Source organism: Rhodococcus coprophilus NBRC 100603, assembly GCF_001895045.1.
In the GTDB taxonomy this organism is placed as follows: Bacteria; Actinomycetota; Actinomycetes; order Mycobacteriales; family Mycobacteriaceae; genus Rhodococcus; species Rhodococcus coprophilus.
The window spans coordinates 939,791-959,485 of record NZ_BDAM01000001.1 but is presented as its reverse complement, the minus strand read 5'-3'; the positions used below and the strand labels follow the sequence as shown (position 1 = coordinate 959,485).

The 19,695-nt window shown below is 66.4% G+C and carries 16 protein-coding genes and 1 pseudogene; 11 read left to right on the top strand and 6 right to left on the bottom strand.

The features are described 5' to 3' along the window. The first annotated feature begins 278 nt into the window (after positions 1-278). Genes ehuB through ehuA form a run of 4 tightly spaced genes read left to right on the top strand, consistent with a single transcriptional unit; the run spans position 279 to position 3,366 of the window. The gene (gene ehuB / locus RDCOP1_RS04375) at positions 279-1,154 is read left to right on the top strand and encodes an ectoine/hydroxyectoine ABC transporter substrate-binding protein EhuB (RefSeq protein WP_111731578.1); all 876 of its coding nucleotides are present in this window, start codon (positions 279-281) and stop codon (positions 1,152-1,154) included. Between the two features lie 16 nt (positions 1,155-1,170). Continuing rightward, positions 1,171-1,908, top strand: a complete 738-nt coding sequence (ehuC, locus tag RDCOP1_RS04370) for an ectoine/hydroxyectoine ABC transporter permease subunit EhuC (protein ID WP_072698763.1) — start codon at positions 1,171-1,173, stop codon at positions 1,906-1,908. Further along, positions 1,905-2,549, top strand: coding sequence for an ectoine/hydroxyectoine ABC transporter permease subunit EhuD (ehuD, locus tag RDCOP1_RS04365; protein WP_072698762.1), 645 nt, complete (start codon positions 1,905-1,907; stop codon positions 2,547-2,549). The genes ehuC and ehuD overlap by 4 nt, the downstream gene beginning before the upstream one ends. 52 nt (positions 2,550-2,601) lie before the next feature. Then, a complete protein-coding gene (ehuA, locus tag RDCOP1_RS04360) occupies positions 2,602-3,366 on the top strand; it encodes an ectoine/hydroxyectoine ABC transporter ATP-binding protein EhuA (protein WP_072698919.1) in 765 nt (254 codons plus the stop codon). 15 nt (positions 3,367-3,381) lie between these two features. On the opposite strand, the gene RDCOP1_RS04355 is transcribed toward ehuA, so the two are convergent. After that, complete coding sequence (locus tag RDCOP1_RS04355; protein WP_072698918.1) at positions 3,382-4,926, bottom strand: adenylate/guanylate cyclase domain-containing protein; 1,545 nt, start codon at positions 4,924-4,926, stop codon at positions 3,382-3,384. Between the two features lie 42 nt (positions 4,927-4,968). Here RDCOP1_RS04355 and nucS point away from each other — a divergent pair, with 42 nt between their 5' ends. The 3 genes and pseudogenes from nucS to RDCOP1_RS21690 form a co-directional block, all read left to right on the top strand. Beyond that, complete coding sequence (nucS, locus tag RDCOP1_RS04350) at positions 4,969-5,643, top strand: endonuclease NucS (RefSeq protein WP_072698761.1); 675 nt, start codon at positions 4,969-4,971, stop codon at positions 5,641-5,643. A gap of 2 nt (positions 5,644-5,645) precedes the next feature. Continuing rightward, positions 5,646-5,972 (top strand): Rv1322 family protein, encoded by a 327-nt coding sequence (locus RDCOP1_RS21695; RefSeq protein ID WP_072698760.1) that lies wholly within the window; start codon positions 5,646-5,648, stop codon positions 5,970-5,972. A 72-nt stretch (positions 5,973-6,044) separates the two neighbouring features. Then, a pseudogene (locus tag RDCOP1_RS21690) lies at positions 6,045-6,340 on the top strand (DNA alkylation repair protein); the annotation flags it as partial. 12 nt (positions 6,341-6,352) lie between these two features. On the opposite strand, the gene RDCOP1_RS04335 reads toward RDCOP1_RS21690, so the two are convergent. Together RDCOP1_RS04335 and mce are read right to left on the bottom strand one after the other, a co-directional pair. Next, complete coding sequence (locus tag RDCOP1_RS04335; RefSeq protein ID WP_072698759.1) at positions 6,353-7,627, bottom strand: coiled-coil domain-containing protein; 1,275 nt, start codon at positions 7,625-7,627, stop codon at positions 6,353-6,355. Positions 7,628-7,732: 105 nt separating this feature from the next. Next, positions 7,733-8,218 carry a methylmalonyl-CoA epimerase gene (gene mce, locus RDCOP1_RS04330; protein ID WP_072698758.1) on the bottom strand — a complete coding sequence of 162 codons (486 nt, stop codon included), beginning with the start codon at positions 8,216-8,218 and terminating at the stop codon, positions 7,733-7,735. Between the two features lie 101 nt (positions 8,219-8,319). Between mce and RDCOP1_RS04325 the strand changes: the two genes are divergently transcribed. The 3 genes from RDCOP1_RS04325 to RDCOP1_RS04315 all read left to right on the top strand — a co-directional run bounded on the left by RDCOP1_RS04325 (position 8,320) and on the right by RDCOP1_RS04315 (position 10,959). After that, positions 8,320-9,510, top strand: a complete 1,191-nt coding sequence (locus RDCOP1_RS04325) for an acetyl-CoA C-acetyltransferase (RefSeq protein WP_072698757.1) — start codon at positions 8,320-8,322, stop codon at positions 9,508-9,510. Positions 9,511-9,615: 105 nt separating this feature from the next. Beyond that, positions 9,616-9,975, top strand: coding sequence for a DUF3817 domain-containing protein (locus tag RDCOP1_RS04320; protein WP_072698917.1), 360 nt, complete (start codon positions 9,616-9,618; stop codon positions 9,973-9,975). Positions 9,976-10,068: 93 nt separating this feature from the next. Further along, positions 10,069-10,959, top strand: a complete 891-nt coding sequence (locus RDCOP1_RS04315) for a tetratricopeptide repeat protein (protein WP_072698756.1) — start codon at positions 10,069-10,071, stop codon at positions 10,957-10,959. 44 nt (positions 10,960-11,003) lie between these two features. Here RDCOP1_RS04315 and RDCOP1_RS04310 read toward each other — a convergent pair whose 3' ends face one another. From RDCOP1_RS04310 to RDCOP1_RS04300, 3 genes are read right to left on the bottom strand one after another with little or no spacing between them, the layout of a single operon-like run. Next, a complete protein-coding gene (locus tag RDCOP1_RS04310) occupies positions 11,004-12,455 on the bottom strand; it encodes a neutral zinc metallopeptidase (protein WP_072698755.1) in 1,452 nt (483 codons plus the stop codon). Positions 12,456-12,483: 28 nt separating this feature from the next. After that, a complete protein-coding gene (gene glgB / locus RDCOP1_RS04305; protein WP_072698754.1) occupies positions 12,484-14,694 on the bottom strand; it encodes a 1,4-alpha-glucan branching protein GlgB in 2,211 nt (736 codons plus the stop codon). Continuing rightward, entirely contained in the window at positions 14,691-16,709 is a 2,019-nt protein-coding gene (locus RDCOP1_RS04300; RefSeq protein ID WP_072698753.1) for a maltotransferase domain-containing protein, read from the bottom strand. Before RDCOP1_RS04300 ends, glgB begins: the two co-directional genes overlap by 4 nt. Before the next feature lie 390 nt (positions 16,710-17,099). Here RDCOP1_RS04300 and glgP point away from each other — a divergent pair, with 390 nt between their 5' ends. After that, positions 17,100-19,676 carry an alpha-glucan family phosphorylase gene (gene glgP, locus RDCOP1_RS04295; RefSeq protein WP_072698752.1) on the top strand — a complete coding sequence of 859 codons (2,577 nt, stop codon included), beginning with the start codon at positions 17,100-17,102 and terminating at the stop codon, positions 19,674-19,676. The last annotated feature ends 19 nt before the right edge of the window (positions 19,677-19,695 follow it).

Genomic DNA, 19,695 nt, shown 5'->3' with positions numbered 1-19,695 from the left:
AATAGTGGGTCCCCTTTCGTGCGTCTTGGATCGGGTTCGTTCGGAGTCGGCGTGGTGCATACCCGATCCTCCGGAGTTTCATGCCCGATCGCTGTCTCGTGGAGTCATTAGGTCACGAGATGGTAACGACGCCCTTCTGTATCCCGCGTTGCCCCGTGATGTGAGTAACGTCCGCTGGTGCAAGATCCGCTTGGATCGTGCTGCACGGCGGTGCGCATCCTCCCGGGTCGTTCTCAGGGCGACGAGAGGGCGAGACTATGAAGAACCGTTTGGGCTCCATGGGAATCTCGAAGACGGCGGCGGCAACTGTTGCGGGCGTCGGTCTCATCGGTGCGTCGATGACGGGATGCACGAGCGTGGACAACTCGGGCGACGGGTCGACACTCCAGCGATTGCAGGACAGCGGAACCGTCACTGTCGGTTTCGCGGGCGAGGCGCCCTACAGCTTCATGCAGGACGGTGAACTTACCGGTGCGACTGTGGCACTGCACCGGCAGATCTTCTCCAACCTCGGAATCGACAATGTGGAAGGCGTCGCGACGGACTTCGGCGCGCTCATTCCGGGGCTTCAGGCGGGACGGTTCGACGTCGTCAGCGCCGGCATGTCGATCCTGCCGCAACGGTGTGAACAGGCTCTGTTCAGTGAGCCGGAGTTCAACTACACGACGGCACTGATGGTTCCCGAGGGGAACCCGCAACAGCTCAGCGACATGCAGACGATTGCCGACAAGGACGTCCGCATGGCCGTGCTCACCGGCGCGATCGAGTCCGACTACGCCTCGGAGCTGGGGATCGACGCGATGCAGGTGGCGTCGCCGCAGGACGGCATGGATGCTGTGGTCAACGGCCGCGCCGACGTCTTCGCGTTGACGGGCATCTCGCTGAACTGGATGAAACAGAACAACGAGAACGCGCCCGTCGACGTCACGGAGTCGTTCGTCGCGAATATCGACGGCGTTCCCCAGGTCGGCGCGGGCGGCACCGTGTTCCGTACGGACGACGCGGAACTGCGCGACGCCTACAACGCCGAACTGGCCAAGATCACGTCGGACGAGGCCACCTACCTCTCGATCGTCGGGGAGTACGGCTTCACGGCGGAAGAACTGCCGGACCCGGAACTGACGACCGAGATTCTGTGCGAGGGTACAGCCTGATTTCGGGATCCGGACAATGGCTACGGACTCGAATTTCGACCAGTTTCGGGACGCGATACCCCGCATTTTCGACGGGATCGTGGTCACGCTCGAATTGACCATCGGTAGTGCGATTTTCGCATTCCTGCTCGCTCTCGTGCTCGGCCTGGCGGGTGCCGCCGAGAATCTTGCGCTCCGCGGCAGTGCCCGCGTGATCATCGAATTCTTCCGGGGCACATCGCTGCTGGTGCAGTTGTTCTGGTTCTTCTACGTGCTTCCGCTGTTCGGGTACCGGCTCGAACCGATCGTGTGCGGGATCCTTGCCCTATCGCTCAACTACGGGGCATACGGGGCAGAGGTGGTGCGCGGCGCGATCGCATCGGTTCCGCGGCCACAGTGGGAAGCAGCCACTGCTCTCAACTTCGGGTACTGGCAACGGCTGCGCCGGGTGATCTTCCCGCAGGCCTGGGCCGAGATGATCCCGTCGCTGACGAATCTGCTGATCCAGTTGCTCAAGGGCACCGCGCTCGCGAGTTACATTCTGCTGCAGGATCTCACGTTCGAGATCGAACAGTTGCGGCAGAGCACCGGCGACACCCTGTTCGCGTTCGGAATCGGGCTGGTCCTCTATTTCGTGCTCGGGTACGTGCTGACGTTGTTCATGAACGCTCTAGAGGTGCGCGCGAAACGCCGGCTGGGTACCGGTCCGAGCATGCGTGAGATCTTCGGAGTCGCGCCGGCTCTCGACGAACCCGCGGGGGTGGTGAAGACGTGAACGTGCAATGGAGTTGGCAACGCGCCGGGGAGGCGCTGCCGGTGCTGCTCGAGGGATTCCGGATCACGCTCCTGGCGACGGTACTGGGATTCGCTCTCGCAGCAATACTGGGTCTGGCCGTGGCGATCATGCGGCGCTCCTTGCCGAAGGTGCTCGCAAAAGTGCTCTCTGCGGTAGTCGAATTCATTCGGTTGACGCCGCTCGTCGTGCAGTTGCTGTTCGTCTACTATCTGCTCCCGCAATTCTCGGCGTTGCAGATCGGCATCGGGGTGCTCGGTATCCACTACGCGACCTACATGGCCGAGGTGTATCGGGCTGGTATCGAAGCGGTACCGGTGGGGCAGTGGGAAGCGGCTAGGGCACTGTCCCTGCCCCCCGCGCGTACATGGCGTGCGGTGATCCTGCCGCAGGCCGTCCGGCGTGTCGTTCCCGCACTCGGCAACTATGCAGTGTCGATGTTCAAGGACACGCCGTACCTGTTCACCATCTCCGTGGTCGAAATGGTCACGGCCGCGCAGCAATTCGGTGCACGAAACTTTCAGTACCTCGAGCCGCTGACGATGGCGGGGCTGATCTTCCTCGCAGCCAGTTACCCCACGTCAGTGCTCATCCGCAGATTGGAGCGTCGACTTGCCCACTGAACCCGCCCTCGACGAGGACATCGCCACCGCGCGAGGCACATCAGGTGTGCCGATGATCGAATTCGATTCCGTCGTCAAGAAGTTCGGTGACAACGTGGTCCTCGACCACCTCGACTTCAAAGTTGCGGCCGGCGACAGGGTGACTCTGATCGGCCCCAGTGGTTCCGGAAAGACGACCATCCTTCGCCTTCTCATGACTTTGGAGAAAGTGGACGGCGGCGTGATCCGGGTCAAGGGTGAGCCCCTCAGCCATGAGAAGAAAGGGGATCGGCTGGTTCCTGCCTCGGAACGACACCTCCGAGCGATGCGTCGCAGTATCGGAATGGTGTTCCAGCAGTTCAACCTTTTTCCGAACATGAACGTGATGGAGAATCTCACCGAAGCGCCCATCCACGTGCTCGGTCGCAAGAAGTCCGAAGCACAAGAGCGCGCACGTGAACTGCTCGCGACCGTCGGATTGTCGGACAAGGAGACTGCCCATCCCACGCAATTGTCCGGTGGGCAGCAGCAGCGCGTCGCTATCGCGAGAGCCCTCGCGATGGATCCCGACATCCTGCTGCTCGACGAGGTCACCTCGGCCCTCGATCCCGAACTCGTCGCCGATGTGCTCGACGTGCTGCGCACCATCGCGGAGACGACGGACATCACGATGCTCATCGTCACCCACGAGATGAACTTCGCGCGCGACGTCTCCAACCGGGTGCTGATGTTCGATCAGGGGCGCATCGTCGAAGAAGGCACGCCCGAGCACATCTTCACCAACCCCGAACAGGAGCGCACCCGGCGATTCCTCGACGCGATCATCGCGGGAGAGTAAGCACGCCGGAGTTTGTCAGCAGGCCGGAACTGCCAAGTGGGTCGACTCCAACCGTCCCCGAAGCACCACTTCCTCGCCCAGCGTCCATCGCGCGCGTTCTTCGCCGGAAGCGGCGTCGAGCGCACGGCGTGAGGCGACGACGTGTCCGGGCACCGTCTTGGCGAACTCGGACAGTCGTGCTGCCTCGTTGACCGGATCCCCGATCACCGTGTACTCGAACCGTTCTTCGGCCCCGATGTTGCCGGCGACGGCGATCCCCGCGGTGATCCCGATCCCTGCCCGGCATTCGGGCACCTCGGTTTCCAGTCGTTGTGCCATTCTGCGTGCAGCCGCCAGCGCCCGCCCCGGAGCGTCGTCGACTGCGACCGGGGCGCCGAAGATGGCGAGCGCCGCGTCGCCCTCGAACTTGTTCACGAAGCCTCCGGCGACGTGGATCTCGTGGACGACGACGGCGAAGAACCGGTTGAGAAGTTCGACGACCTCGGTGGGTGGTCTGCTCGCTGCGATCCCCGTCGAGCCGATGATGTCGATGAACAGCACAGCGACTTCCCGTTCTTCGCCACCGAGTGTCTCTGCACGGTTCAGGGCGGCCGCTGCGACATCTCGGCCGACGTGTCTGCCGAACACGTCCCGCATACGTTCGCGTTCGCGCAGTCCTTCGGCCATCCGGTTGAACCCTGTTTGCAGCTGGCCGAGTTCGGTGCCGTCGTAGACGACGACGGCTGCGTCGAAGCTGCCGTCCTCGATCCTGCGCATCCCGAAACGCACCGATTCGATCGGGGCGATGGTCGATCGGACCGTCAGGTACATCAGCAGCGAACCGGTGAACAGCGCGATCGTGCAGAGAACGAGGATGGTGATCGCGAGGCGGGTGGTGGTGACCGGGCGGATGAAAGCGAACACCGCGACCAGGATCAGCCCTACCACGGGTACCGCGCTGCCGAGAGCCCAGGAAAGCATCACCCGTCCGGTGGTGCCGGCGAATCTCCGCCGGGGCGGTGTGCCTGCCTCGAGTGCCCTGGCAGAGATGGGACGTAACGCGAATTCGGTGAACATGTACGCGAAGCCGCACACCGTGAACCCGGCGAGGGTGATGGTCAATGCGACCTTCGGGATGGTTTCCGGGTCGACGAGGCCGAAACACGTCGTGAAGAGAATCAGCCCGAGAAACCACAATCCGCCCTGTTCGAGCGTGATGCGCCAGGGCATCTGCAAAGCGATGCGCTGTTCCGCGGCGGTGGGAGGCCGGTCTTCGAGGGCCCACCGCAGCCGCCGGAGAGCGCCGCGCGTGAACATGACCGACCCCAGCACGATCGCGACCCCCACGTACACCGGCGCGAGGATTGCGGTGACCACCAGGAAGTCCGACGTGAGAACGGACGGGCCCGGGATGACGACGTTGATGAGTGCCGCCACGAGCGCGGCACCCACGAGGTGCGTCGCCACGAGCGAGAGGGTGAGCAGCGACTGGATACGGATGCGTTGCCGCCGGACGGGTTCGGCGGGCTCACCGAGAATCGCGGAGCCCAGAGGAGCGGTGCGGTTGCTGCGTGCTGACATGGTCGTTCGAGAGTAGTCGAGCAGATCCACTAGGGTGGGTCCGTGCGTCTTGTGATTGCCCGTTGCCGTGTGGACTACATCGGACGCCTGACGGCGCATCTGCCCTCGGCACGCCGACTACTCCTCGTCAAAGCCGACGGTTCGGTGAGTATCCACGCCGACGACCGCGCCTACAAGCCTTTGAACTGGATGAGCCCGCCCTGCTGGCTCGTCGAGGAGCCGGCCGAGGCGGCGCAGGCGCTGTGGGTGGTGACGAACAAAGCCGGTGAAGAACTGAGGATCACCCTCGAGGAGATCGAGCACGACTCCAGCCACGAACTCGGAGTGGACCCCGGGCTGATCAAGGATGGCGTCGAAGCGCACCTGCAGGAACTCCTCGCCGAACATGTGGAAACACTCGGGCGGGGGTTCACCCTGGTGCGGCGTGAGTACCCGACTGCGATCGGTCCCGTCGACCTCCTGTGCCGCGACGCCGACGGCGCCACGGTGGCGGTGGAGATAAAGCGCCGCGGGGAGATCGACGGCGTCGAACAGCTCAGCCGCTATCTCGAGCTTCTCAACCGCGACCCTTTGCTCGCTCCGGTCAGCGGCGTCTTCGCCGCGCAGCAGATCAAGCCGCAGGCGAAAACCTTGGCGACGGATCGAGGGATCCGTTGCCTCGTTCTCGACTACGAGGCTCTGCGCGGGACCGAGAGCACCGAGTTCAGACTGTTCTGACCGTGCCTCGCCGCAACCGTCCCCCCAGCTCGGCACGCAGACGCGGACACCCCGATACGGAGGGGACCGCGTTCGGTTTCGCGACGAGCCGTACGGAGAACGGGCCGGCAGGAGCGCACGACGAGCGATACACCGTGCGGACCGTGCCCGGCAGTCGTGCCACCAAACCGTACCGATGCCCGGGTTGCGACCACGAGATCGCTCCGGGCACACCGCACGTGGTGGCGTGGCCCGTCGACACACCGGGCGGCGCCGACGACAGGCGGCATTGGCACAACGGGTGCTGGAAGGGTCGCGGAACCCGTCGGCCGACCCGCCGGTGGTCGTAGCGGGCATCGTGGTCAGGTTCTCGGACTCGCACGCATTTCTGTCCGTTCACTCGTAGGCTCGTCTGCGCGCACCCGAGTGTCGCGAGCGCGGGCTGGGATCTGACCACCGGCCGGGTGGCACGCAACCCCGACGGCCTGGATCTCGCGGGGCTGCTCGACGTCGTCGAGTCGGAGATGAAGGATGCTCCCGACCGACTGCAATGGTCGATGAACCACTGTCTTGCCCAGATCGGAATCGAGCACGAACAGTACCGGCCGCGCGCCCTCGAGATCGGGGAGCGGCTCTCGAGGACTACCCGACCTCCCCGGGTTGCACGTCGCCGTACGCGCCGGACTGGATCAACGAAATGGTCGGCCGGCGGATCTGACGGTCACTTCGTCTAGTTCCGTACCTTGCTGGCGACGGCGGGGGAGCGGCCCTGGATGTTCGGTCCGGCCGCGGTGGTGTTCCGCGGCTGTGTACCCGACGCGCCGGGGCCCTCAGCCGGCTTGGTGGCATTCGCCGGCTTGTTCGCGTTCGTGTCGGCAGGCTTGCCGGGCGCCGCCGATTGTGCGGGCTTCGCCGCTTCCGCGGGCTTCGGGGTCCCGGACTTCGGGGTCCCGGACTTCGGTGCCTCTGCCGACTTCGGGGCGCCGCCCGACTTCGGGGCACCGCCCGGCGTGGCGGCACCGCCCTGCGTCGGCCGTGCAGACGACGCGCCCTGGCCGTCGGCGTTCTCCGCCTTCTCGGGATTGCGCGCCGGAGATCCACCCTCGGTGCTGCCAGTGGCCGGTCGAGGCCTGTCGAGCGAGATCTCCCGATCGAGCAGTTCGCCCTCGCGATTGATCGCGGCGAGCATCGTCGGCACGTCGTCGAGTTGCTCGCGTACCGCGTCGAGCTGGCCCAGGATGCGTCCGCGCAGCATCCGCAGTTCCTCGGTGAGGTCCCGGGCGTTGGCGACCTTGCGCTCGGACTGCTCCGTGGCCGTCGAGAGTCGGCGAGCGGCTTCTTCCGTCGCCACCTCGATGCGTCGTTCGGCCTCGGCCTTGCTCTTACGCTCGAGTTCGTCGAGCGCGCCGAGAAGCTTGCTGCGGCGCTCGGCCATCGTGATCTCGAAGTCCTGCTGAACTTGCTCGCGCTTGCTTTCCGCTTCGGCGGCGTGACGGTCGGCTTCGGCGTGGGCAGCCGTGACGATGCGGTCGGCTTCCTTGCGCGCGGCAGCCATCGTCCGCTTGTGCTCTTCCTCGAAAGCGACGCGGCGATCCTCGAGTTCTGCGAGCTTCTGTTCGTAATCGCCGCGGAGCCGGATGCCCTCCTGCTCGGCGAGCGAAATCATCTCGGCGGAGTCCGCTTCCGCGCGTGCCCGCAGCTCGGATGCCTCGTCGGACGCGAGTCGCAGCATCCGCGAGATGCGGTCGCTCATGCCCTCCGCCGTCGTGGGCGGGACCGAGAGCCGGTCCACATCCCTACGGAGTTCGTCGATCTCGTTGCGTGCGTTCTCGAGCTGTCGCGCCAGGTCGCGCGCTTGGGCGGATGCGGCGTCGCGGTCGGTCGCGGTCACGCGCAACTCGGCTTCGAACCGGGCGAAGTAATTGGTTACCTCGTCGCGGTCGAAGCCTTTTCGCACGATCGAGAACGGCAGGTGGCTGGGGGTGCGATCACGATCGAAGACCATGGCGACAATCTACCTGTTGAGACCGGAGGACACGCTGCGCTCCCGCCTATAACTGGACGGGAGCGAAGTCGCGGTCCTGCACCAACAGTTCGGTGCGACGGGCAGCTAGTGCGCAGCGTGCGCGGCCGGCTCCACCAGTTCGACGAGAACGCCGCCCGCATCCTTGGGGTGGAGGAAGTTGATGCGAGAGTCGGCGGTGCCGCGACGAGGCGCGTCGTACAGCAGACGGACGCCGTTGGCGCGCAGTGCCGCGCTGACAGCGTCGAGGTCGGATACGCGGTATGCGAGCTGCTGCAAGCCCGGGCCGCTGCGGTCCAGGAACTTCGCGATGGTGGAATTCTCGTTCAGGGGTGCGAGCAGCTGAATCTGGGTTGCACCTTCGGGGCTGCCCGGCACGGACAGCATCGCTTCCCGGACACCCTGCTCCTCGTTGACCTCCTCATGGGTCGACACGAGGCCCAGGTTCTCGGCGTACCACGTGAGGGCCGCGTCGAGGTCGGGGACTGCGATGCCGACGTGGTCGATCGCGGTGACGAGGCCGGTCGCGAGAATTGCGGCGCCCGGAGCGGAAGTGGGGGAGATCTCAGTCATGTTCTAGACGGTAGCGTTAACGTTGCATGCGTTCATATCGGGAGTGGCATCGAGCCCGGTTGGGCGCCCCATTTCTTCACCGATCGTCGGAGGTCGTTTCCGTGAGCAGTTCTGTCATCGTCGCCGGAGCCCGTACGCCCATGGGGCGTTTGCAGGGTTCACTCAAGGATCTCTCGGGATCCGACCTCGGTGGCGTCGCGATCAAAGGCGCTCTCGAGAAGGCAGGCGTCGCCCCCGAACAGGTCGAGTACGTGATCATGGGACAGGTCCTTACCGCCGGCGCCGGGCAGATCCCCGCACGCCAGGCCGCTGTCGCCGCCGGGATCCCGATGGATGTTCCGGCACTGACCATCAACAAGGTGTGCCTGTCGGGCATCAGCGCGATCGCCATGGCCGATCAGCTGATCCGTGCGGGCGAATTCGACGTCGTCGTCGCAGGTGGCCAGGAATCGATGAGCCAGGCGCCGCACATGCTCGAGAAGAGCCGCGCCGGCTTCAAGTACGGCGATGTGACGCTGCGTGATCACATGGCGTACGACGGCCTGCACGACATCTTCACCGACCAGGCGATGGGCAACCTCACCGAGTCCGCCAACAGCGACGAGCGTTTCGTCTCCCGAGAGGAGCAGGATGCATTCGCCGCGGCCTCGCACCGGAACGCGGCGCGCGCCTGGAAGGACGGGCTCTTCGACGAAGAGGTCGTGCCCGTGGCGATTCCGCAGCGCAAGGGCGACCCGATCATGTTCGCCGCCGACGAGGGAATCCGCGCCGACACCACGACCGAATCGCTCGCGAAACTGCGCCCCGCCTTCTCCAAGGACGGCACCGTGACTGCCGGTTCGGCCTCGCAGATTTCCGACGGCGCCGCTGCGGTAGTGGTGATGAGCAAGGCGAAGGCCGAGGAACTCGGCCTGAGCTGGATCGCGGAGATCGGCGCGCACGGTGTGGTTGCCGGACCCGACTCGACGCTGCAGTCCCAGCCCGCCCGTGCAATCGCGAAGGCATGCGCGCGAGAAGGTATCGACCCGAAGGACCTCGACCTGATCGAGATCAACGAGGCCTTCGCAGCCGTCGGCATCGTCTCGGCACGCGAACTCGGCATCGACGCGGACAAGGTCAACGTCAACGGTGGGGCGATCGCGCTGGGCCATCCGCTCGGCATGTCGGGTGCCCGCATCGCCCTGCACCTCGCGCTGGAACTGAAGCGCCGCGGTGGTGGCGTCGGCGCGGCCGCACTGTGCGGTGGTGGTGGCCAGGGCGACGCCCTCGTCGTACGTGTCCCGAAGGCCTGACCTTCAGGCTCAGAGCACGATCACGGCCCCGGTGCAGCACACCGGGGCCGTGATGTCTCTCACCACCACTACAGGCGGTCGTAGCCGTCCGGCACAATGGGCGCCATGACCAACTTCTTCGACCTGTCCACTCCCGCGAAGAGGTTCCGCCTCGTCGCGATCTGGGAAGCCGTTACCTGGCTCGCGCTCTTGATCGCGATGTTCTTCAAGTGGGTGCTCGGATACGAAGAAGCAATCGCCATCCCGGGCATGGTGCACGGCGTGGCCGGTTTCATCCCGTTCGTTCTCGTCGCACTTCTCACCGCATGGTCGCTCAAGTGGGACCTGAAGACCACATTCCTGGCCCTGGTTTCGAGTGTCCCGCCGTTCGGCACGATCGTCTTCGAGCGCTGGGCAGTGCGCACCGGCCGTCTCGCCGAACTGTCCGCCCCCGAAAGCCGCGAGAAAGTCGACACAGCAGCCTGACCGCCCGGCGCACCACCGCCCGGGCATGACAAACTGGATGGCGTGACTCGACCCGGTTCCCGTCCAGCACGTTCCGCTGCTGCAGCCGCAGCAATGTCCGGCGCGGTGGATCTCGCGCCGCTCAAGGCGAGGGCCACCGCCCCGCCGCCACCTCCGCCGAGCGACAACGGCACCCCCGGCACGATCGCGTCGATCATCGACGTCACCGAAGCCACGTTCGAGGCGGAGGTTCTCGAACGGTCGATGCAGGTTCCCGTGATCGTCGATCTCTGGGCGACGTGGTGTGAACCCTGCAAGCAGCTGACCCCGACGCTCGAAAAGCTCGCCGCCGAAGCCGGCGGCGAATGGGTGCTCGCGAAGGTCGACGTCGACGCCAATCCGCGTATCGCGCAGGCGTTCGGTGTGCAGTCGGTACCCACCGTCGTCGCGCTCGCCGCCGGGCAGCCCCTCGCCGATTTCCAGGGTGTCCAGCCCGAAGCCGCGCTTCGGCAGTGGCTCGACGCGATCCGCGAGGCCGTCGCCGGCAAACTCACCGGACCGCCGAGCGCCGACGGTGAGCCTTCCGAGCAACCTGCGGACCCCCGCTTCGAGGCGGCCGAACAGGCTCTCGAGCAGGGTGATTTCGAGGGCGCCGAGGCCGCGTACCGGCTGATCCTCAACTCCGAACCGAACAACACCGACGCGCAGGCCGCGTTGCGGCAGGTCAGGTTCCTCGGGCGCGCCCAGAACCTGCCGGAGGACGCGGTCGCACGTGCGGACGCCGCCCCCGCAGACCTCGACGCGCAACTGGCAGCGGCGGACGCCGAACTGTTCGCTCAGGATCCGGTAGCGGCGTTCACGCGGTTGATCGAGTTCGTGCGCCGCAGTGCCGGCGACGAACGCACCGCGGCACGGACCCGGCTGCTCGAACTGTTCGAGTTGTTCGACCCGGCCGAGGATTTCGTGGTCGCGGCGCGTCGCAAGCTCGCGATGGCGTTGTACTAGCCCCCGAGGCCGACCGGAACCGAGACCGCCCCAACGGCCGCTGCTTATCGGTAGCGGCCGTTGCAGGCTGCCTCGCCGCCGAGCACCCCCGTACGGAACGCGTCGACCCGCGAAAAGCCGCTGGGCACGGTGGTTCCGTTGACGTCGCTGGCGGCCAGGCCGTCGGTGAGCAGCCCGGAGACCGCCTCGTCGAGATCCCCGGGGGAGAGCCACACCATTTCCGCGTCGGGCTCGAGTTCGGCCGCGAGCGCGCTCATCGGACTCAGTGCGGCACTGATGACGCCGGACAGACATGCCGCGCGCAAAGCCGTGCGCGGATCGGTGAGCGATTGCCCGTTGGAGTGCTGCACGGCCAACGCGTACCGGGACGCGACCAGCACGTACGCGTTGTAGTCGCCGCGGACGTCGGCATCGAACTCGTCGTTCCCCGCCGTCGTGGGGGTGCCGCGCTCGGCGAGTTCCTCGAGGTCGACTCCCACGGTGTTCGTCGCCGGGCAGTACGAGACCGGTGACGTGGCCGCGGCATCCGCGCAGTCGAGGTCCGCGCCGGACAGGTCGAGCCTCGGCGGGTTCGCCAGTTCGAAGACGCGGTCGAACGAATGGAAGATCAGGTCCACGGACTCCGCGGTGACCGCGAGCTCCCCGTCGTCGCTGCCGTCGAAGTATTGCGGCAGGTCCGCCCGTCGCGTCTCGATCTCTGCGGCATCGATCTGGGCGCAGGCCCCTGCGCCGTCGGTGAACCCGATCTGGACGGCCGTGACCCGCTCGAACGCTGACCCGTGGATGGAGTCCGGGTCGTTGGGATCGGTGTCGCGGAACAGCAGCATCGACGCGAGCACATTGTTCAGGCCGTCGGAGGTGTCGAGTTCGAAGTGTGCCGCACGGCCCTCTGCCACATGACGCATGAACGCGCCGGCGAAGCAGTCGGCCTGCTGCTCGAACACGATGCCCGGGTCGTCGTCGGCGATCAGCCCCGCCGAGTACTGGATCGCGTGACCGTACTCGTGGGCGAGCACCATCACGGCGGCCATGGGCCCGAAGTCGTCGATCAGCTGAGGCATCAGGTAGGACCGGTCCCAGCCGATGACGTCGCCGGGACTGCAGTACGCGGCATTGACGAAGTCGAAGGTCGGTTCCCCGCAGAAGCGGGGGCCGCGCCGTTCGGACGGATCCCACGACATGATCGTGGACACCGGCTCGAACGAGCCCTTGGCGATGCTCCTGAACTCCTCGCGCCAGTAGTCCTCGATGTCGCCGATCGCGTTGCCCGCCAGAACATCGACGGGGCCGCCGTCGGTGTTCTCGACGACGACGTCGGCGTCGAGAACACCGACGCGGGGCCCGCTGTAACCGTTCGTGACGGGCAGACCGGCTACCGTGAAAGGGTTGTCGTATATCGACACGGCCGTGCCGCCGACCTGTTGAGCACACCCCGCCAGCAGAACCACGGCCATCACGGGCACCGCCACCCGCTCGAACCGTCGTGTCCGTCTCACGTTGTGGTGCTCCTTCGTCGCGTGCGGGTCACCCCCGCAACGACAGCCAGATGGCACCGTGCGCGGGCAAGGTCACCCGAGCCGACGCAGGACGCCCGTGCCACGAATGCTCTGTCGCCTCCACCGCACCGAGGTTTCCGGTGCCGTGACCGTGGTAGGCGGTCGCATCCGTGTTGAGAATCTCTTCCCATGTGCCGGGTTCGGGTAAACCGACACAATAGTCGGCGTGGGTGGTCCCGGAGAAGTTGTGCAGGCACGCGACGACCGAACCGTCGATGCCGTACCGCAGGAAACTCAGCACGTTGTTGTGGGCGTCGTTCGCATCGATCCACGAGTACCCGTCCGGTGCGCTGTCGAGTGTGTACAGCGCCGGATGCGCCCGGTAGGTGCGGTTGAGGTCGCCGACGAGCTTCTGGATACCGCGGTGGAGTGGCTGATCGAGCTGCCACCAGTCGAGTCCGCGTTCCTCCGACCACTCGGCGACCTGCCCGAACTCCTGCCCCATGAACAGCAGTTGTTTGCCCGGATGCGCCCACATGTAGGCGAGCAGCGACCGCAGACCCGCGGCCCGCGTCTCGTCGTCGCCCGGAAGACGGGTCCACAGCGTGCCTTTGCCGTGCACCACCTCGTCGTGACTGATGGGCAGGACGAAGTTCTCGCTCCACGCGTACATCAGCGAGAACGTGATCTCGTGGTGATGGAACGTGCGGTGCACCGGGTCGCGCGAGAGGTAGCCGAGGGTGTCGTGCATCCAGCCCATGTTCCATTTCATGGTGAACCCGAGCCCGCCGACGTTGGTCGGACGTGTGACACCCGGCCACGAAGTCGACTCCTCGGCGACCGTCACGACCCCCGCGTGGTGCTTGTGGATCGTCGCGTTGAGTTCCTGGAGGAACCCGACGGCCTCGAGATTCTCGCGACCTCCGTAGATGTTCGGGGTCCACCCGCCGTCCGGCCGCGAGTAGTCGAGATAGAGCATCGAGGCGACCGCGTCGACGCGCAGGCCGTCGATGTGGAACTCCTCGATCCAGTACAGCGCGTTCGCGACCAGGAAGTTGCGCACCTCGGCTCGTCCGTAGTCGAAGACGTAGGTTCCCCAGTCCAGCTGTTCGCCGCGTTGCGGATCGGCATGTTCGTACAGCGGCGTTCCGTCGAACCGGGCGAGTGCCCACTGATCCTTCGGGAAGTGGGCCGGAACCCAGTCCATGATCACGCCGACTCCTGCGGCGTGAAGCCGATCGACGAACTCGCGGAATTCGTCGGGGGTGCCGAAACGTGAGGTCGGAGCGTAATAGGAGGTGACCTGATAACCCCAGGACCCGCCGAACGGGTGCTCGGCGACCGGCAGGAGTTCGACGTGCGTGAAGCCGGTTTCGAGGATGTACTCGGCGAGTTGGTCGGCCAGTTCGACGTAGGTCAGGCCGGGCCGCCATGACCCGAGATGTACCTCGTACACCGACATCGCCTCACGCAACGGCTCGGACACCGCCCGCGCGGCCACCCACTCGTCGTCGAGCCAGGTGTAGTTGCTCTCGATTACCCGTGAAGCGGTGGAGGGTGGCACCTCCGCGGCGAAGGCCATCGGGTCGGCTTTGTCGACCACCGAACCGTCGTGCCCGTGCACGCGGTACTTGTAGAGCGCACCCGGTTCGACACCGGGGATGAAGACCTCCCACACCCCGCTCGACCCCAGCACCCGCATGGGTGCTGTGCGCCCGCCCCAGCCGTCGAAGTCGCCGATGACGGTGACTCCGCGCGCGTTCGGCGCCCACACGGCGAAGGAGGTGCCGGTCACGGGCCCGTCGGGTGTGTCGTAATGACGCGGGTGCGCGCCGAGAATTTCCCACAGGCGCTCGTGCCGTCCCTCGTTGAACAGGTGACGGTCGAGCTCGCCGAGCGTCGGCAGGAATCGGTATCCGTCGGCGACGACTTCGGTGTGGTCGAACGGATAGGTGACGACGAGGCGATAGTCGGCCAGGTCGAACTGGGGGACCAGGGCACTGAAGACATCGTTGCCCACCGCCTCGAGGGGGTAGTCGACACCGCCGATGCGGGCAGCGACCTTCTCCGCGCCCGGACGCAATGTGCGCACGACCGTGCCTTCCGCGTGCGGGTGCGCACCTAGAACGGCGTGCGGATCGTGGTGCTCACCGGCGGCCAACCGCGCGAGATCCTCCGGGCGCGGGCTGTGCCGCCGGCGCGGTGGTTCCTCGGCGGAAGGCGGTGGGGGCACTGTCACGTGAGTCTCCTGTAGGCGAGAGTCGATCGGGTCGGAATCCCGATCGGGGGCAGGACCAGAATGTGCGCGACCGATTTCCATGGCTCCAGCCGAACATAGTTGGCTTGGCCCCACGTGTACTGTTCCCCGCTCACCTCGTCGTAAACGGAGAGGTGGTCCTGCCACTCGCGACCGATCGACGGCATGTCCAGCCAGACGGTGCCTTCCTCGGCGCCGTACGGGTTGAGGTTCACGATGACGAGCACCGCGTCGCCGGTGACGGGGTCGTGCTTCGAATACGCGATCAGGGCGTCGTTGTCGATGTGGTGGAAGGTGATGTTCCGCAGTTGCTGTAGCGCGGGATGCGCGCGCCGGATTCGGTTCAGGGTCGTCAGCCACGGCTCGAGCGACTCGCCGCGCCGGCGCGCTTCGTCGAACCGGCGTGGACGCAACTGGTACTTCTCCGAGTCGAGGTATTCCTCGCTGCCGGGACGGACGGCGAGGTGCTCGTACAGTTCGTATCCCGAGTAGACCCCCCAGGTGGGGGACAGCGTCGCGGCGAGTGCGGCCCGCAGGGCGAACATGCCGGGCCCGCCGTGCTGGAGCGTCTCGTGGAGGATGTCCGGAGTGTTGACGAACAGGTTGGGGCGGGCCTCGTCCGCCTTGTCTGCGATCTCGCGTCCGAACTCGGTCAGTTCCCACTTCGCGACACGCCAGGTGAAGTACGTGTAGGACTGCGTGAATCCGCGTCGGGCCAGCCCGTACATGCGCGCGGGCCTGGTGAACGCTTCCGCCAGGAACAACACGTCCGGGTCGGACTTCTTGACCTCGGCGATGAGCCACTCCCAGAAGTCCGGTGGCTTGGTGTGCGGGTTGTCGACCCGGAATATCTTGACTCCCAAGGAGATCCAATGTCGCACGACGCGCAGGACTTCCGCGTAGATCCCGTCCCGGTCGTTGTCGAAGTTCACCGGGTAGATGTCCTGGTACTTCTTGGGCGGGTTCTCGGCGTAGGCGATGGTGCCGTCCGGGAGAACGGTGAACCATTCCGGATGGTCACGGGCCCACGGGTGATCCGGGGCGCACTGCAGCGCGAGATCGAGCGCGACCTCGAGGCCGAGGGCCTCGGCCCGCTCCCGGAATGCCAGGAAACTGTCCTCGTCGCCGAGTTGCGGGTGGATCGCGTCGTGGCCGCCCTCCTCTGCACCGATGGCCCAGGGCGAACCCACGTCGTCCGGTCCCGCCACGAGGGTGTTGTTGGGTCCCTTGCGGTTGATCCGGCCGATCGGGTGGATCGGCGGCAGATAGACGACGTCGAACTCCATGGCGGCGATGCGCGGGAGATCGTCGGCCGCGGTCTCGAAGGTGCCGTGCCGCGGCGTGCCGTCCTCGTTCCAGCCACCGGTCGAACGAGGAAAGAACTCGTACCACGAGCCGAACAAAGCCCGCGTCCGATCGACCACCAGAGTGAAAGCTCTTCCGCGTGTGAGCAGTTCACGCAGCGGCTGAGCCCGCAGGATCTCGGTGACATCCGCGGAGAAGGCCGGAGCGACCCGCTCTGCCAGTGGGAGTTCGGAGCGCAGCGACGCGGCGACGGCCAGCAGGGTGGGGCGATTTCCGCGCAGTACGCCCCGTGCGGCTTTCTCGAAAATCCTTGCGCCGCTCTCGAGATCGTTCGCGAGATCCTCGGGGCCTTGTCCCGCAGTTATTTTGGCGTCGACCGCGTGACGCCAGGTGGACACCGGATCGCTCCATGCCTCGATGCGGTACGTCCAGATCCCGGGCGCGGTAGGGGCGAACACCGCGTGGAAGGTGTCGGGTTCGGCCCCCGGCGTCATCGGGATCCGCGTCGGTTTGGCCGCAGGCGCCGGGGCGGTGGCAGGGCCGCGGACGGTCAGCGTCGCGGCGATGGCGTCGTGGCCCTCGCGCCACACCACTGCCGATACCGGTACCACCTCGCCGACGACCGCTTTGGTGGGATACCGCCCACCTTCGATCGAGGGTTGGACGTCGTCGATGCCGAGGCGACCTGTCACGCTTGCTCCGTTCCGTGCGGGGCCCGGGACGTACCCGGGACCGGGGCGTACTGCGGCCGTGTGTTGTGTCAACCGTAATGGAGGCGGCGGCCCGCGGCCGACCATTGATCGTGACCTCGGAATACCCGGAATCGGGCGTGACGAACCGTATCGGTTACCCACGGTTCACAGCGCGTGACCCAGGCGCAATGCGGCGTTCCATAACCTCTTTCCCGTACGGATCCACGTCTCCGCGGAGGCAATCCGAAAGGACGAGCGCATGGGCGTGCACATCCGGCCGAGCCGGATTTGTCGGGGCTGTTCGAATGGGGCCGGGGGATATGTCCTCCCTGTCCTCGGTTCCGGCACCGAAGGCGCCGCGCCGCGGCGGACATGGGTAGGCTTCCCAGAGTGAAAGCCTTGCGTCGGTTCACCGTACGAGCCCACCTTCCCGAGCGACTCGCTGCGTTGGGGACACTGACCGCCAACCTGAGATGGTCGTGGCATCCGGAGACCCAGGATCTGTTCGCCGCGGTCGATCCCGAGTTGTGGGAGCGATGCGGTAGCGACCCCGTCCGACTGCTCGGCGAGGTCCCACCGGAGCGGCTCGACGCCCTCGCGGAGAACGAGGAATTCCTCGTCCGGCTCGACGCCGCCGCCGCCGATCTCGACCACTATCTGTCCCGCCCCCGGTGGTACCAGCAGCAACAGGAACGCGGCACCGCCGTGCCCGCGGGGATTGCGTACTTCTCCATGGAGTTCGGCGTCTCCGAAGTCCTCCCCAACTACTCCGGCGGACTCGGCATCCTCGCCGGTGACCACCTCAAGGCGGCTTCGGACCTGGGCCTGCCGCTGATCGGCGTCGGATTGCTCTACCGCTCCGGCTATTTCCGGCAGTCGCTCAGCGCAGATGGATGGCAGGTCGAGCACTATCCGGCATACGACCCGCAGGGGCTGCCGATCAAATTGCTCACGGAGGCCGACGGCTCCACGGCGCTCGTCCAGGTCGAGATTCCGGGCGGGCGCACCCTCGACGCGCGGGTGTGGATCGCCCAGATCGGCCGGGTGCCGCTGCTGCTGCTCGACTCGGACATCGCGAGCAACGACGAAGAACTCCGCGGGGTCACCGATCGGCTCTACGGAGGCGACCAGGACCACCGCATCAAGCAGGAGATCCTCGCCGGGATCGGCGGTGTGCGTGCCGTCCGTGCCTACACCCGGATCGCCGGCCTGCCGGACCCCGACGTGTTCCACATGAACGAGGGACACGCGGGCTTCCTCGGTGCCGAGCGCATCCGCGAACTTGTCACGGGCACAGGCCTCGATTTCGACGAGGCGCTTGCCGCGGTCCGGGCCGGAACCGTCTTCACCACGCACACGCCCGTGCCCGCCGGTATCGACCGGTTCCCGATCGACCTTGTGCGCCACTATTTCTCGGGGCGTAACGGCGAGAACGAGTCGGCGCTCCTGCCGGGTCTCACCGTCGACCGCATTCTCGCTCTGGGCCGCGAGTCCGACCCGGACGTGTTCAACATGGCCCACCTCGGACTGCGGCTCGGGCAACGCTGCAACGGCGTCTCGAAGCTGCACGGCGCGGTCAGCCGGAACATGTTCGAGGAGCTGTGGCCCGGGTTCGACGCCACCGAGGTTCCGATCGGATCCGTCACCAACGGCGTGCACGCACCCACTTGGGCTGCGCGCGAATGGCTCGCCCTGGCCGATCGCCTGGCCGGACCTGATCTCGTCGAGGAATCGCGCGGATGGGAACTGCTGCAGACCGTCGACGCCCGCGAACTGTGGGAGATGCGCAACACCCTGCGAAGCATGCTCGTCGAAGAAGTGCGTCGTCGTCTGCGCAACTCGTGGATCGAACGCGGTGCGACCGAAGCCGAGCTGGGCTGGGTCGATTCGGTCTTCGAACCCGGTGTCCTCACCATCGGTTTCGCGCGGCGCGTGCCCACCTACAAGCGCCTGACGTTGATGCTGCGCGACCCGGAGCGGTTGCGGGCACTGCTCCTCGACCCCGAACGGCCACTCCAGCTGGTCGTCGCGGGCAAGAGCCATCCCGCCGACGACGGTGGAAAGGCGCTCATCCAGCAGGTCGTGCGGTTCGCCGACGAGTACGACGTCCGGCACCGCGTGGTGTTCCTGCCCGACTACGACATGTCCATGGCGCGCTACCTCTACTGGGGTTGCGACGTGTGGCTCAACAACCCGCTCCGTCCGCTGGAGGCCTGCGGGACGTCCGGCATGAAGTCGGCGCTCAACGGCGGACTCAACCTGTCCATCCGCGACGGATGGTGGGACGAGATGTACGACGGTGAGAACGGCTGGGCGATCCCCACCGCCGACGGGGTCGACGACGTACGCCGCGACGACCTCGAAGCGAATGCGCTGTACGAACTGCTGGAACGTTCGGTGCTTCCGCGCTTCTACGACCGCGACGGGGACGGAGTGCCCGGCCGGTGGATCGAGATGGTGCGCCACACTCTCGAGAATTTGGGACCGAAGGTGCTCGCCTCGCGCATGGTCCGCGACTACGCCGTCGACTACTACATTCCGGCGGCAGCGGCCGCGCGGTCCGTCGCGGCCGACGACTTCGCCGGTGCGAAGGCCGTCGCCGAGTACCGGGAGCGACTCGAAGCGGCATGGCCGTCGGTGCGGGTCGCGCAGGTCGATACCGAAGGGCTGCCCGAGGTGCCCGAGATCGGCTCGAGGCTCGCGGTCACTGCCCACGTGGAACTCGGAGCGCTCGCGCCCGACGACGTCGAGGTGCAGGCGGTGATCGGCCGGGTCGGATCGGACGACTCGCTCAGCGACATCGTCTCGATCCCGATGACCCACACCGGCAAGGGATCGTTCGGTGAAGTGTTCGAGGCAGATGTCAGGTTGCCGCTGGCCGGACCGGTCGGTTACACCGTGCGGGTGTTGCCGCACCACGATCTGCTCGCCTCGCCGGCAGAGTTCGGCATGGTCCGCCTGCCCTGATGTGCGACCGGGTGGATCC

Bases quoted from the DNA above. Each gene is read 5' to 3' on its own strand.
- ehuB (WP_111731578.1), top strand. From the start codon at position 279: ATGGGAATCTCGAAGACGGCGGCGGCAACTGTTGCGGGCGTCGGTCTC.
- ehuC (WP_072698763.1), top strand. From the start codon at position 1,171: ATGGCTACGGACTCGAATTTCGACCAGTTTCGGGACGCGATACCCCGC.
- ehuA (WP_072698919.1), top strand. From the start codon at position 2,602: ATGATCGAATTCGATTCCGTCGTCAAGAAGTTCGGTGACAACGTGGTC.
- RDCOP1_RS04355 (WP_072698918.1), bottom strand. From the start codon at position 4,926: ATGTCAGCACGCAGCAACCGCACCGCTCCTCTGGGCTCCGCGATTCTC.
- RDCOP1_RS04335 (WP_072698759.1), bottom strand. From the start codon at position 7,627: ATGGTCTTCGATCGTGATCGCACCCCCAGCCACCTGCCGTTCTCGATC.
- mce (WP_072698758.1), bottom strand. From the start codon at position 8,218: ATGACTGAGATCTCCCCCACTTCCGCTCCGGGCGCCGCAATTCTCGCG.
- RDCOP1_RS04320 (WP_072698917.1), top strand. From the start codon at position 9,616: ATGACCAACTTCTTCGACCTGTCCACTCCCGCGAAGAGGTTCCGCCTC.
- RDCOP1_RS04315 (WP_072698756.1), top strand. From the start codon at position 10,069: ATGTCCGGCGCGGTGGATCTCGCGCCGCTCAAGGCGAGGGCCACCGCC.